The 13,352-nt window shown below is 72.3% G+C and carries 14 protein-coding genes; 8 read left to right on the top strand and 6 right to left on the bottom strand.

Going from position 1 to position 13,352, the window contains the following annotated elements; genetic code table 11:
• Positions 1 to 37: 37 nt before the first annotated feature.
• The 3 genes from ACFY32_RS19425 to ACFY32_RS19435 form a co-directional block, all read right to left on the bottom strand.
• The gene (locus ACFY32_RS19425) at positions 38 to 2,659 is read right to left on the bottom strand and encodes a hypothetical protein (protein WP_390674814.1); all 2,622 of its coding nucleotides are present in this window, start codon (positions 2,657 to 2,659) and stop codon (positions 38 to 40) included.
• Between the two features lie 110 nt (positions 2,660 to 2,769).
• Entirely contained in the window at positions 2,770 to 4,029 is a 1,260-nt protein-coding gene (locus ACFY32_RS19430; protein ID WP_390674815.1) for a PP2C family protein-serine/threonine phosphatase, read from the bottom strand.
• On the bottom strand, positions 4,026 to 4,829 hold the full coding sequence (locus ACFY32_RS19435; protein WP_390674816.1) for an alpha/beta fold hydrolase: 804 nt from the start codon (positions 4,827 to 4,829) through the stop codon (positions 4,026 to 4,028). Before ACFY32_RS19435 ends, ACFY32_RS19430 begins: the two co-directional genes overlap by 4 nt.
• 297 nt (positions 4,830 to 5,126) lie before the next feature.
• Here ACFY32_RS19435 and ACFY32_RS19440 point away from each other — a divergent pair, with 297 nt between their 5' ends.
• Complete coding sequence (locus ACFY32_RS19440) at positions 5,127 to 5,429, top strand: hypothetical protein (protein ID WP_359190063.1); 303 nt, start codon at positions 5,127 to 5,129, stop codon at positions 5,427 to 5,429.
• 165 nt (positions 5,430 to 5,594) lie between these two features.
• On the opposite strand, the gene ACFY32_RS19445 is transcribed toward ACFY32_RS19440, so the two are convergent.
• The 3 genes from ACFY32_RS19445 to ctaD are packed head-to-tail and all read right to left on the bottom strand — an operon-like array spanning position 5,595 to position 8,418.
• Positions 5,595 to 6,308 (bottom strand): hemerythrin domain-containing protein, encoded by a 714-nt coding sequence (locus tag ACFY32_RS19445; protein WP_390674817.1) that lies wholly within the window; start codon positions 6,306 to 6,308, stop codon positions 5,595 to 5,597.
• Between the two features lie 32 nt (positions 6,309 to 6,340).
• Positions 6,341 to 6,703 carry a hypothetical protein gene (locus tag ACFY32_RS19450; protein ID WP_359190069.1) on the bottom strand — a complete coding sequence of 121 codons (363 nt, stop codon included), beginning with the start codon at positions 6,701 to 6,703 and terminating at the stop codon, positions 6,341 to 6,343.
• On the bottom strand, positions 6,700 to 8,418 hold the full coding sequence (ctaD, locus tag ACFY32_RS19455) for a cytochrome c oxidase subunit I (protein WP_390674818.1): 1,719 nt from the start codon (positions 8,416 to 8,418) through the stop codon (positions 6,700 to 6,702). Before ctaD ends, ACFY32_RS19450 begins: the two co-directional genes overlap by 4 nt.
• Positions 8,419 to 8,696: 278 nt before the next feature.
• On the opposite strand from ctaD, the gene ACFY32_RS19460 reads away from it, so the two are divergent.
• The 7 genes from ACFY32_RS19460 (at position 8,697) to ACFY32_RS19490 (ending at position 12,840) form a co-directional block, all read left to right on the top strand.
• A complete protein-coding gene (locus ACFY32_RS19460) occupies positions 8,697 to 9,620 on the top strand; it encodes a Rieske 2Fe-2S domain-containing protein (protein WP_390674819.1) in 924 nt (307 codons plus the stop codon).
• A 57-nt stretch (positions 9,621 to 9,677) separates the two neighbouring features.
• Positions 9,678 to 10,340, top strand: a complete 663-nt coding sequence (locus ACFY32_RS19465; protein ID WP_390674820.1) for a DUF6153 family protein — start codon at positions 9,678 to 9,680, stop codon at positions 10,338 to 10,340.
• 103 nt (positions 10,341 to 10,443) lie between these two features.
• Positions 10,444 to 11,064 carry a DUF305 domain-containing protein gene (locus ACFY32_RS19470; RefSeq protein WP_390674821.1) on the top strand — a complete coding sequence of 207 codons (621 nt, stop codon included), beginning with the start codon at positions 10,444 to 10,446 and terminating at the stop codon, positions 11,062 to 11,064.
• Positions 11,065 to 11,153: 89 nt separating this feature from the next.
• On the top strand, positions 11,154 to 11,636 hold the full coding sequence (locus ACFY32_RS19475; protein WP_390674822.1) for a DUF4396 domain-containing protein: 483 nt from the start codon (positions 11,154 to 11,156) through the stop codon (positions 11,634 to 11,636).
• Between the two features lie 234 nt (positions 11,637 to 11,870).
• A complete protein-coding gene (locus tag ACFY32_RS19480) occupies positions 11,871 to 12,074 on the top strand; it encodes a cold-shock protein (protein WP_028799214.1) in 204 nt (67 codons plus the stop codon).
• 175 nt (positions 12,075 to 12,249) lie between these two features.
• On the top strand, positions 12,250 to 12,480 hold the full coding sequence (locus tag ACFY32_RS19485; protein ID WP_390674898.1) for a CBS domain-containing protein: 231 nt from the start codon (positions 12,250 to 12,252) through the stop codon (positions 12,478 to 12,480).
• A 42-nt stretch (positions 12,481 to 12,522) separates the two neighbouring features.
• On the top strand, positions 12,523 to 12,840 hold the full coding sequence (locus ACFY32_RS19490; RefSeq protein ID WP_359190083.1) for an SCO5918 family protein: 318 nt from the start codon (positions 12,523 to 12,525) through the stop codon (positions 12,838 to 12,840).
• The last annotated feature ends 512 nt before the right edge of the window (positions 12,841 to 13,352 follow it).

Consider the following 13,352-nt stretch of genomic DNA (forward strand, 5'->3'; position numbering starts at 1 on the left):
GGCCGGCCGCACCGGGGCGCGGCCGGCGGGAAGTCGGTCAGCGGACGTCGACGTAGTCGCCCGGGGCGGTGACGGGGGCGGTGGTGGTCGAACCGGCGTAGGAGTAGCGCCAGTAGCCGTCCGTCGACGCCTTCACCGTGGTCTTCAGACCGCCGGTGCCGCTGGTGGTGACCGTCTTCACCGTGGTGTACGCGTCCGTCCCCTTCTTGCGGAACTGGAGCTTCACCTTCTGGCCGGCGTAGCCGTGGTAGCCGCCGGACGTCTCCCAGTCCACCCGGGCCAGCTTGCCGGTGACGGTGAGGGTCTTGCCCTTGGCGACCGGCTCGGGAGCGGCGTTGACCGTCAGGGTCGTGTCGCGTACCACGGGGACCGACTTGGCGGCGTGCTGGTCGACGTGGCCCGTGCCGTCCGCGGACTCCGCCCAGACGGCCGCTTTCCAGGTGCCGGCCAGGGAGTTGCGTCCGAGCCCCCAGCGCGGCTCGATGTAGGCGAACTGCGTCTCGCAGGCGGCGGTGGTCGCGCCGGTCCTGGTGCAGGTCGCCGGCCAGGTGCCGTAGAGCACGGCGTCGGGGGTGTCGTACGAGCCCTTGTAGAGGTACATGTCCCCGCTCGCGATCCCGGACGGGTCGGTGGCGGTGAACCTGGCCGTGAACTCCTGCAACGGCGCGTCGGTCAGTTCGACCCGCTTGCCGCCGTTGACCACGACGTTCGAGACACGGGTCGCGCCCACCGTCTCGTCGCCCCGCTTCGCCGGGCCCGCGAAGGCCCGCGTGATGGTGCGGCGGAGGCTGCCGCCCTGGTCGTCGGCGGCGGTGACGCGCAGCGAGACGTAGGAGGCGGTGGCGGGCAGGTCGAGCGTCGCCGAGCCGTCGGCCGCGACACTCAGGTCGGTCCAGGTGGCGCCGTCGTCCGTGGAGTAGGCGAGCCCGGTGATCCTGGTGTTCGCCTCGGCCGGGTCGGTCGCGCGGGTGGTCGCGCCCGACCGGACCTGGACCGGGCCGGCGGCGGCACGGCCGTATCCGTCCAGGCCCGGGACGCTCAGCCGGGCGTCGATCAGCGGGAGTTCGCCGCTCTGGCCGGAGGACGAGCGGAACGTCCACTCGTTGCGCACGTCCGTGGACAGCCGCGTGTACGGGACCCGGCGATGCACGGTCTGGTCGAGGGTGTACGTCCGCTGCTGCGACGGCAGGGTGGACGAGCTGAGCGGGTCGTACGCGTCGAGGCCGTCGGCCTGGGCGTAGGTGACGCCGTCGGAGGAAGTGAGCTTGTACGCGTACGTCGCGCGCCGGTCGATGGCCGGATGGCCGTCGGCGTCGCCGAAGGCGTACATCTCGTCCAGCCGGATCTTCCCCGACCTGCGCTCCGAACCGGCCCGCTCCCCGCGAAGCGGCTGGTACGGGGCCGCGCCCAGGGTCTCGCCCGGGTTGGTCCCGGCGGCCGTCGTGCGGTCCGGGAGGTCCAGGCTCAGGTCGCTGGGGCCGTAGAACAGCATCCGGCTGTAGGTGATACCCGGGGTGGTGTACTCGGTGACCGACCCGGCGACCGGTACCGCGCCGCCGATGAAGGCACCCGTCCACTCACCGAGGGACGGGGCGCTCTGCAGCAGGGCCGTGGCCCGGGTGCCCGGGGCGCCCACCTTCGTGACCGTCTTCCCCAGGGCCGAGGCCCGGACCTTCGCGACGGGGGTGGCGGGCACGGTGCCGGTGAAGCTGTGGGTAAGGTCGTAGCGGTAGGGGCTCGGGGCGCTCGCCGACGCGCCCTTCCTGCCGAGCACCTCGTGCAGGCGCAGCGAGACGCCGCTCACCGAGAACGGGGTGACGTACACCTTGCCGGCGCCCGCACCGGCGAAGCCCGCCAGGCCGCCGCCCGGGACGCTGATCCACACGGCGGCCGAGTCGCGGGTGGCGGTGGTGTCGTCGGTGCGGATCGCGGTCTCCTTGGCCGCGCGCTCGTCGAAGGTGACCGTCTTGGCGGCCGAGGTGACCGAGAAGGTACGGGTGAGCAGGTAGCTCGGCTGCCGCCAGTCGCTGTGCAGCGCGACGGAGAAGTAGTCGCCCGGGGGCAGTTTCACGGTCGACGAGGCGCCGGAGGTGTCGCTGTCGACGGTGTACGACATCCAGGTCTTGCGGTTCCAGACGTAGAACAGCTTGGTCACGACGTCGGCGTTGGTGATGCTCAGCTTCACCTTGTGGGTCGCCGTGGCGGTGCTCCGCGCGGCGGGGGTACGCGTGGCCGGCGGGAGCTGCACGGTCGTGCGGTCGGCCGCCGACTCCGCCGTCGGCCGCACGGTCACCGTGCCGTTCGCCGAGGCGAAGGAGTAACGCGGTGCGGTGCCGCGGCCGCCCGCGTCTCCCGTGACCCGGATGTTCCGCCCGTCGACCAGCTCGACGCGCCCGCCGTCTCCCCACTCGGCGCTCGGCCCGGCGCCGAGCGCCTCGCCGCCCGCCGCCGCTTCCGCCTCCGCGTCCGCCTCCGCCGACGGGACCGTCCCCGCCGTCACCGGACCGCCGCCCGATTCCACCGCGGTCGCCGTCGCGGTCGCCGTCGCGGTCGCCGTCGCGGTCGCAACGGGCGCGAGCAGCAGCGAGGCGGTCAGCGCCGCCCCGCACACCCCCGCCGCGGCACGTCTTCGGACCCACCCCGTAGCAAGAACGGACATCGATGGCCCCCCTGCCCTCTCCCCTGAGAACCGCCCCGCACCTGATCGCGGGTGATGATCGGCTCACTTTAACGGCAGGCGGCGACAGCACCGCCGGGCCGGTCCGCGCCTCAGCGCGGCTCGTGGGGCGGGCGGCCCAGGGCGAGGAGGGCCGTGTCGTCGTCCAGGCCGTCGCCGAAGCCGACGAGGAGACCGGTGAGGGAGTCGATCAGGTCGTGCGGGCCGACGGGGGCGAGTTCGGTGGTGAACGAGCGCAGGGCGTCGTAGCCGTACAGGTCGTCCTCGGCTCCCGTGCGTGCCTCGGTGATGCCGTCCGTGTAGAGCAGCAGGGTGGCGCCGGGGTCGAGCGTGGTGCGGACCGTCGTGAAGGACGCCTGGGGGAAGGCCCCCACCAGCATTCCGGCGGGTGTCGGCACGTACTGGGCTGCCCCGTCCGCCCCGATCAGCAGCGCGGGCGGGTGGCCGCCCGAGGCCAGGCTGACGCCGACGGTCCCGCCCTCGGGTTCGAGGATGCCGAAGATGGCGGTGCAGTACCGCGGGTCGCCGTCGACGTACCGGGCGAGCAGCGCGGTGTTCAGGGTGGACAGGACGGCTTCGGGGGCGAGGCCCTGGAGGGCCGCCGTGCGCAGGGTGTAGCGCACCAGGGAGGTCACCGCCGCGGCCTGCGGGCCCTTGCCGCAGACATCGCCGAGGAAGAAGGCGAAGCGCTCGTCGCCGAGGGGGAACAGGTCGTAGAAATCCCCGCCCAGTTGGATCGGGGAGGCCGTGTGGTAGTGGACGGCGGTCTCCACGCCGGGGACGGCCGGCAGACTGGCCGGGAGCAGGCTCTGCTGGAGTACGGCCAGTGCCTCGCGCAGGCGTTCGCGGTCGGCCTCGGCCTGCCGGCGGGCCTTCTCCGCCGACTGGCGGGCGCGGAGCAGTTCCCGTTCGTAGGCGCGCCGGTCGGTGGCGTCGAAGACGGTCGTGCGGATCAGCAGGGGCCGGTCGTCCGCGCCGCGTTTCACGGTCGAGGTGAGCAGCACCGGCAGCCGGGCCCCGTCCGTGACCTTCATGTCCATCGCGATGCCGCCGACCTGCCCCTTCATGCGCAGCAGCGGTGCGAAGTGGGTCTCGTGGTAGAGCTTGCCGCCCACGGTCAGCAGATCGCTGAAGCGTCTGCGGCGTACGACCTCGTCCCGGGAGAGGCCCAGCCAGTCCAGCAGCGTCTGGTTGATCTTGACGATGGTGCCGTCCATCAAGGTGGACAGATAACCGCACGGAGCGGACTCGTAGAGCTCCTCCGTGCTGTCCTCCAGCAGGGCGAGGACATCGGAGTCGATGGAGGGGTACGAGCCGGCATCAGGGGGGTCCGGCTCGGGGCGGGATATCACTCCAAAGTTTCCAGGAACGTGGTGATCGCTGCCAGGGTCGCCTGCGGAGCACTCAACTGCGGGCAGTGGCCGATGGCGGGCAGCGTGACCAGAGAGCTGCCGGGGATGGAGGCGTGCACGTAGGCGCCGACCTCGCGCGGGGCGATGGCGTCCTGCTCGCATTCGAGGATCAGGGTGGGGACGGCGACCGTCTTCAGGTCCCGCCGCGCGTCGGTGAGGAACGTGGTGCGCGCGAAGACCCGCGCCACCTCCGGGTCGGTCGCGCAGAAGCTGTTGGTGAGTTCCTCGCCCAGCTCGGGGCGGTCGGGGTTGCCCATGATGACCGGGGCCATGGCCGCGGACCAGCCGAGGTAGTTGGACTCCAGCATGTCCAGCAGTTCCTCGATGTCCGCCGCGCTGAAGCCGCCCCGGTACTCCGCGTCGTCGATGTAGGAGGGCGAGGGGCACACCATGACCAGCGACCCGATCCGGTCCGGGGCCGCGGCGGCGGCCCGGACGCCGACCATCGCGCTGACCGAGTGCCCCACGAGCACGGCGTCCCGCAGGTCCAGTGCCTCGCACACGTCGACCACGTCCTGGGCGTAACCGTCCAGGCTCGCGTAGCGCTCCTCCCGCCAGGCGGTCAGATCGGAACGGCCGGAGCCGACGTAGTCGAACAGCACCACTCGGTGGTGTTCTGCGAGACCGGAGGCCACGAAACGCCACAGGTTCTGGTCGCAGCCGAAGCCGTGCGCGAGCACAAGGGGCCGACCGTGCTCCGGCCCCATCACACGGACGTTGTTCCTGCGGAGGATGTCCATTCACCCATCGTGCCACGCCTTCCTCCGGCTCAAGAGGTGCGCGGTGTCTCATCCGTCTCATCCGTCTCGTCCGCCCCCTCCGCCTCTGCCCGTCCCCTCCGTCCCGGGCCGCCCGGGTCACCGAGGGGTCACCCGTTCGGCCCAATGGCCGGAAGCTCGCGAACCCCGCAATCGCAAGCGCTCCCGGTCTCCCCGGTGGTTTCCCGCGTCCTGCGCTGTTGCGCGCGTGCGCGTCGTCACCGGATATGGAACGCAGAGCCCCCGCCCCGGGGGACACGGAGGAGAGCCATGCGTCGCATGACCATCGGAGCTGTTCTGACCGCCGCCCTTCTCGCGGGGCCCGCCGTGGCCACCGCGGAGGCGCAGACACCGGTGTCGGTGCAGACAGCGACCGTGCAGAGCGTCCAGGCCGCGCAGAGCCAGGCCCAGGCGCAGCAGAACGACGACAACGACGACGACGATGACAGCGGAGGGTGGGGACTGTGGGGTCTGGCCGGCCTGCTGGGTCTGCTCGGCCTCATCCCCCGCCGGCGCAAGACCCCGGACCGGGGCACCGGCCGGGGCCCGGGAGCCACGGGCTACCCCAACGACCGCCCGTGAGCGGTCGTCCTTGAGGGTCGTCCACGGGTCCTGGCCGTTGAGTCGTCGCTCATGAGCCGGAGCACGGCCCGGCCGGGCGGCCGGGCACCGGCCCGAGAAGTCCGAGGGGAGCGGTCGGCGCGACCGCTCCCCGGGCGTGCGCGCACCTCACGGACCGTACGGGCCCTACCGCGAGCCGCGCCGACGGGCCGTACGCCGCGCCCACGCGGTCACCGCCACGCCGGAGGCGAGGGCGGCCAGGGCAAGGGCCGCGCGCCGCCCGGTGGGACTGTCCACCGCGATCAGGTCCCGCAGCCGGTCGAAGCCGCTCAGCGGCACGCCCGCCAGGGCGTTCCCGGGCGGGCGGCGGGAGACGGCCGGGTGCGGACGGGTGGGGGCGGCCAGCCGCACGGCCTCCCACACCGCGCCGACCCGGCGCAGCCGCCGGTCGTCCAGTGCGGCGCGGAGCCGGGGCAGCAGCAGGTCCTCCTCGTCCCTGATGTCCTCGCGCACCAGGCGGAACGCCTCCTCGATCCACTCCGCGCGCCGGGGGTCCCCCTTGTCCGCCTCGACGCGCGCCAGCAGGTCGTTGACGGCCTGGTGCTCCTCCTCCACCCGCCGGGTCAGTTCCTCGCCGTCCGGGGCGACGCGGCGCAGCACCGGCCACAGGACGGTCTCCTCGGCGAAGGCGTGGCTGAAGACGAGTCGCACGAAGTCCCGCCAGAGCCGGTCGCGCGACGGGGCGTCGGCCCCGGCCGCCAGCCAGGCGTTCATGAGCCCGTCCAGTTCGGCGTGGTCGCGGCGCTGTCGGAGCAGGACGCTTCCCGGGCCGCCCAGTTCGGCGGGGCTCTGCCGGGAGATCGACGGGAGGCTTATGTGCTGGGGTGGGCCGCCGGACATCGCGGTCTCCTTTCGCGGGGGGTGGGGAGGGGTCAGCGCCCGGTCCAGTCGAGGCAGGCGCTCGCGCAGGCGGCCCCGGCCAGCAGGGCGCAGGCCCAGGCCGCGTGGCCCTTGAGGAGGCGGCGGCGCAGGCCGGCGTAGCGCTGTTCGTACTCCTGACGCAGGGACTCGGCCCGTTCGAGCACGGCGAGGAGCATCCGGCGGGAGAGGTCGATGTGCTGCCGTACGTACTGCCGGGTGAGGTCGTCCGCCTGGGCGCCGGTGAGCCAGGGCAGCCGGGCGCACAGCGTCTCGGCGTCGCGGAGCGCCTCTTCGTGCCGGGCGCGCGCCAGCAGGTATCCCTCGGCCTCGGCGGCGACCGACGGATGCCGGTCGCCGGCCCGGCCGGTGGTCAAGACCGGTCCCCCTTGTGCCCGCCGGGGTCGAGGATGTCGCGCTGCCCGGTGTTCTCCGCCTGGTCCCGCTGTGCCAGGGCGGGGTGGTGCAGGTCGAAGGCGGGTGATTCGGAGCGGATTCTCGGCAGGGTGACGAAGTTGTGCCGGGGCGGCGGGCAGGAGGTGGCCCACTCCAGCGAACGGCCGTAGCCCCAGGGGTCGTCGACGTCGACCTTCACGCCGCGCTGGGCGGTCCTCCACACGTTGTAGAGGAAGGGGAGGGTGGACAGGCCCAGGAGGAAGGCGCCGATGGAGGAGACGGTGTTGAGGGCGGTGAAGCCGTCGGCGGCCAGGTAGTCGGCGTAGCGGCGGGGCATGCCCTCGACGCCGAGCCAGTGCTGGACCAGGAACGTGGTGTGGAAGCCGGCGAACAGCGTCCAGAAGTGCACCTTCTCCAAGCGGGTGTCGAGCATGGTGCCGGTCATCTTCGGCCACCAGAAGCTGAAGCCGCCGAACATCGCGAACACGATCGTGCCGAACAGCACGTAGTGGAAGTGGGCGACGACGAAGTAGCTGTCGGTGACGTGGAAGTCCAGCGGCGGCGAGGCCAGCAGCACCCCGGTCAGGCCGCCGAACAGGAAGGTGACCAGGAACCCGGCCGCCCACAGCATGGGTGGTTCGAACGACAGCGAGCCCTTCCACATGGTGCCGATCCAGTTGAAGAACTTCACCCCCGTCGGCACCGCGATCAGGAAGCTCATGAAGGAGAAGAACGGCAGCAGCACCGCACCGGTGGCGAACATGTGGTGCGCCCATACGACGACGGAGAGACCGGTGATGGCGATGGTGGCGCCGATCAGGCCCATGTAGCCGAAGATCGGTTTGCGGGAGAAGACGGGGATGATCTCGCTGACCACGCCGAAGAACGGCAGGGCGAGGATGTAGACCTCCGGGTGGCCGAAGAACCAGAACAGGTGCTGCCACAGGACCGCCCCGCCGTTGGCGGCGTCGAACACCTGCGCCCCGAACCGCCGGTCGGCCTCCAGCACCAGCAGGGCCGCCGCCAGGACCGGGAAGGCCAGCAGCACCAGCACCGAGGTGAGCAGCACGTTCCAGGTGAAGATCGGCATCCGGAACATCGTCATGCCCGGCGCCCGCATCCCGATGATCGTGGTGATGAAGTTGACCGCGCCCAGAATGGTGCCGAACCCGGACAGCCCCAGCCCCATGATCCACAGGTCGCCGCCGACGTACGCGGTGCGCATCGGGCCGCTCAGCGGGGTGTACGCCGTCCAGCCGAAGTCGGCGGCGCCCTGCGGGGTGAAGAAGCTGGTCATGACGATCAGCCCGCCGAACAGGAACAGCCAGTACGCGAACATGTTCAGCCGCGGGAAGGCGACGTCCGGCGCCCCGATCTGCAACGGCATGATCGCGTTGGCGAACCCGGCGAAGGTGGGGGTGGCGAACAGCAGCAGCATGATCGTGCCGTGCATCGTGAACGCCTGGTTGTACTGCTCGGTGGAGACGATCTGCATGCCGGGGCGGGCCAGTTCCGCCCGGATCATCATCGCCAGGGCGCCCGCGATCAGGAAGAACGCGAACGAGGTGATCAGGTAGAGGTGGCCGATCTTCTTGTGATCGGTCGTGGTGAGCCAGGAAATGATCACTCGGCCTCTGCCGCGTCGTCCCTCCGCCGCCGGTGCCGGGGAGAGTGGCTCGGTCGTTTGTGTCGCCATTGAAGTCCTCGATCACAGCGTGGGGGGGCGTCGAAGCTCGGGCGGCTGCCAGGTTTCCGTCGGGCGGGCCGGGCAGTGCGTATCCAGACGCGTGGAAGTTAGTCCACGTTCCGCCGATCCGGACGTCTCGCGGACGCGGTAGGCGGCCGGATGGCTGAACCCATGCATCCGTTCGGGGGCGGGGCCGACCGGCCGGTTCCCGGTGCCGCCACGGGTGCGCGGGGCATGCCCGCGCGGGCGGCTGTTTGTCCCCGGCCGCCCGGGGGGACCCTGCGCCCATGAGCGAGAAGCCAGGTCGTCGCCGTATGGGCCAGAACCGGATGCTGTCGCTGCTGGACGCCCTGGAGCGTGATCCCAGAGCGGACGCCGCGATCGACGCGCTGACCCGGAAGGTGCGGTCGCTGCCGCTCGGCCGGGCGCGGGACGCGCTGCACGGCCGGTGGCTCGGCCATCCCGTGCACCCGCTGATGGTGCAGGTGCCGATCGGCAGTTGGCTGTCGGCCGCGGTCCTCGACCTGCTGCCCGGCCGGTCCCGGGGGGCCGGCGTCCTGGTGGGCGTCGGGCTGGCGGCGGCCGGTCCCGCCGCGCTGGCGGGCGCGGTCGACTGGGCCGAGCTGCGCCGGGAGCAGACCCGGGTGGGCCTGGTGCACGCCGCGGCCAACACGGCCGCCGTGGGCCTGTACGGCGCCTCCCTGCTGTGCCGACTCGCCGGGCGGCGCGGCGCCGGACGGGCGTACGGCTTCCTCGGGCTGACCGCGGCCGGCGTCGGCGGGATGCTGGGCGGCCACCTCGCCTACCGGCAGGCGGCCGGCGCCAACCACGCCGAGGAGGTGCCGCACGTCGTCGGCGCGGGCTGGCACCGGGTCGGCGCGGTGAGCGAGTTCCCGGCCGGCGAACCCGTGCGGCGCTCCGTGGACGACGTACCGGTCCTGGTGGTGCGCGAGACCGGCGGGACCTTCCACGCGCTGGCCGACCGGTGCAGCCATCTGGCGGGGCCGCTGTCGGAGGGCGCGGTCGCCGACGGGTGCGTGACCTGCCCCTGGCACGGCAGCGTCTTCCGGCTCTCGGACGGCTGGAACGTCCGGGGTCCCGCCACCGCGCCCCAGCCCGCCTTCGACACCCGGGTCGTCGACGGCCACGTGGAGATCAGCCTCCGCCAGGCGGACGGGACCGGGGCGCTGGAGACCGACGACCAGGACTGAGCGGGCGGACGGGGCGGCGGCCGGTGGCCGCGCCGGTGCCCTCGTACGATGAGACGCGTGTCCAGGACTCCGCGAACGAGCCGCCGCCATCCGGCCGGGCGGCCGTTCGCGCTGGTGGTGCTGGTGCTGCTGGCCGGACTGCTGGCGATGCACGGCCTGGCCCCCGGCGGGACGGCGACGGCCGCGGCGCACCCGGCCGCCGGACACGCGGCCACCGGACACCCGGGCACCGGACGCTCGGACGTCGCGCGCCCGGGGGCCGGACGCTCGGGCGTCGCGTCCCCGGAGGCCGAACGCTCGGGTGCCACGCACCCGGGGGCCGAACGCTCCGACGTCGCATCCCCGGGCAGCGGACGCTCGGACGTCGCGCACCCGGAGGCCGGACGCTCGGGCGTCGCGTCCTCGGGCACCGGACACCCGGGCGCCGCGTCCCCGGGCGCCGGACAGCCGGGCGCCGGGTACTCGCGGGCGGTGGCCGCGTCGTCGCGCCTGGGCGGCGACGGGGAGTGCGCGCACAACGGCGGGGCGCCGGGCCGTGCCCATCACGCCGACGGCCTGTGCGCCGCCGCCGGGACCGGTTCGGCGTACTCGCCCCCGGCGCTCGTCGGTGCCGCGCCGGCCGCTGCCGCCGCGTCGCCGCCCGCCGGGGCGGCCCCGCGGGCGCCGCGCACCGGGCGGGCGCCGCCCGACCTCTCCGAGCTGCAACTCCTGCGGATATAGGGCCGACCCGCACGGCGTCCGGTGCCGGACGCCGTGTTCCGGCATGCCCTTTCGTCCGTACGACCACGTGCTGTGCGCAGCACGTGTGAGGAGTTGTACCCCGATGACGTACAAGCGTTCTCTGCCGCGGCGGTCCGCCGCCGTCCTCGCCGCCGGTGCGGCGGTGCTGGTCCTGGCCAACTGCGCAGGCGGTGACGGTGACGGCCCGGCCGGACACGGCGGCCACCGCACCACCGCCTCGCCGTCGGCCTCACCGGGCCGGCCCAACGCCGCCGACGTCGCCTTCGCGAGCGGCATGATCCCGCACCACCGCCAGGCCGTCGAGATGGCCGGCCTCGCGCCGGGCCGGGCGCGGTCGGCCGAGGTGCGGCGGCTCGCCGCCGAGATCGAGAAGGCCCAGGCCCCGGAGATCAGGACCCTCTCCGGCTGGCTCACCTCCTGGGGCGAGGAGGTCCCCGCCGAGGGGGCCATGGACCATTCCGCGCACGGCATGGGCGGCATGATGACGGACGAGGAGATGTCCGGGCTGGCGCATGCCTCGGGCACGGCGTTCGACACCGCCTTCCTCACCATGATGATCGAGCACCACCGGGGCGCGGTCGCGATGGCCAGGACCGAGCGGGCCGACGGTGCCTACGCCCCCGCCACCGAGCTGGCCGAAGAGATCATCACCTCGCAGAGCGCGGAGATCGAGCGGATGAACCGCCTCCTCGGCGAGGACTGACCCGCGAGGAATACCCCAGGGGGGTATATGGTTGACCGATCGTGGGGCCGTCAGGTCCCACGATCGGACGCCGAACGGGGAGGCACGTCATGGACCACACCACGCACCACGATCACGCCGCGGCCGGACACGCGCACGGCACCACCTGGGCTACCGCCGCGCGGGCGACACTGCACTGCCTCACCGGGTGCGCCATCGGCGAGATCCTCGGCATGGCCGTCGGCACCGCCCTGGGATGGGGCAACGCGCCGACCGTGGTCCTGGCGATCGCCCTGGCCTTCGTCTTCGGCTACTCCCTCACCCTCTACGCGGTGATCCGCGCCGGAGTCTCCCCGAGGACCGCGGTCAAGGTGGCGCTGGCCGCCGACACCGTCTCCATCGCGGTGATGGAACTGGTCGACAACGGCACCATCGCCCTGGTGCCGGGCGCGATGGAGGCCCACCTGGCGGACGGGCTGTTCTGGTCCACGCTGCTGGGCGGCTTCGCCGTGGCCTTCCTGCTCACCACGCCGGTCAACAAGTGGATGATCGGCCGCGGCAAGGGCCACGCCGTCGTCCACGCCTACCACTGACGAAAAAATATCTGTGCTGGAGAAAGGAGAATTAGCTGCCGCGATCGGCGAGTATTCCTTCTCCCGCCGGTCGGTGGTGATGCGGAAACAGGCAGAAGCGATCGCGGCGTGCTACTGTCGTTCTCAGTTGCAGGTGTGGTTGCCAGAGGGTTAATTTCCGACGGGGTAATCACCACGGCGACGCGGAATTCACACAGAGTGAATTCTGATTCCGCCCTCCGAAGGAGAAATAAAATGGCTACTGGCACCGTGAAGTGGTTCAACGCGGAAAAGGGCTTCGGCTTCATCGAGCAGGACGGCGGCGGCGCCGACGTCTTCGCCCACTACTCGAACATCGCCACCCAGGGCTTCCGTGAGCTGCTGGAGGGCCAGAAGGTGTCGTTCGACATCGCCCAGGGCCAGAAGGGCCCGACGGCCGAGAACATCGTCCCCGCCTGATCATCCGGCGCTGACGCGAATCTCGCAGCCGGGACCCGCACCTTGGGGTGCGGGTCCCGGCTCGCCGCATTTCCGGGTGCCCTACTCGACCCGTATCGGTTCTTGGCGTTTGCAGGAGGCACGTATGAATGCGGTCCAGACGGTCGAGACGGTCCGGACGGTCCCGCCGGTCCGGATGACCGAGGCGCGGCGCGGGAACGCGGCCGGGCCCCGGGTGCGGGACGACATGACGGTCGAGGTGGCGCTGTCCCTGATGGCCGGCGCCCGGGTCGACCGCCTCGTGCTCTGCGACGGGGACGACCAGAGCGTGGGCCTGATCACACTGGCCCGGCTGGCCGTACTCCGCGACAGCCCCCTCTACACGGACCGGGTCCGGTTGCGCGACGTCCTCGCCCCCACCCGCTGACCGCGACCCGCCCGCTCCGCTCCACTCCCCCGTGAGGTCCCCATGCGCTGTGTCATCGCCCGGTACCCGTTCGATCTGACCAAGAGCGGGGTGCTGGCCGCCATGAAGGGCGTCCGGCCCGAGCTGGTCACCGGCGAGTCCGTGACCATCGGCCGCCGCCGCTACCCGGTCAAGCAGGTGGGCCAGGTCGTCACCCGACAGGACCGCCGCGACTTCACCAGCGGCGAGGTCGTCCGGGCCATGACCCGCCTCGGCTTCACCTGCCACGACCTCCCGGCGACCGCGCCGGCGGGCGGTCCGACCCCGTTGCAGACGGCGTCCGCGCTGCTCGGCGGAGCCGCCGCCGCTCCGGCGGTGTGACACCGGCGGGAGACCGCCACCCCCCGAAGACCCGATGAGGGCCCTGCCGACGCGCGTCGGCAGGGCCCTCATCGTCGTTCCGGCGCCGGTCCGCTTCGCCTTGCTCCGTTCCGGTCGACTCAGAAAATCTACTCTTGCCAGAGTAGACATTGGCTCCTGGTGTGGTTAAGGTTCTGGTAGTCGACATAGTCCAGTGAGACCCGGCAGACACGAACTGGCGGGCAGAAGCATCACGAAGTACGCAGGTCCGTGCGGTTCCGGAGTTCGCAGCCGGAGCCGGACGGCGCCATCAGGCAACGGGTAGAGAGTAAGAACGGAGGAGGCAGACGCCATCAGGATCGCCCGGTCCGGGAAGCTTCCGGCCGGGTACCGCAAGACCCCGGATTGGATGGTGGTCCACGGTCACGCAGCCGCGATCCCCGCACCCTCGCCCCGACCGGGCCGGGTAGCGGAAACAGAAGGTCGGCCGAGCACGAGGGCCGGCAGATGGTGTTCAATTTCCTTCGGGGCCC

Source organism: Streptomyces sp. NPDC000134 (assembly GCF_042899225.1).
In the GTDB taxonomy this organism is placed as follows: domain Bacteria; phylum Actinomycetota; class Actinomycetes; order Streptomycetales; family Streptomycetaceae; genus Streptomyces.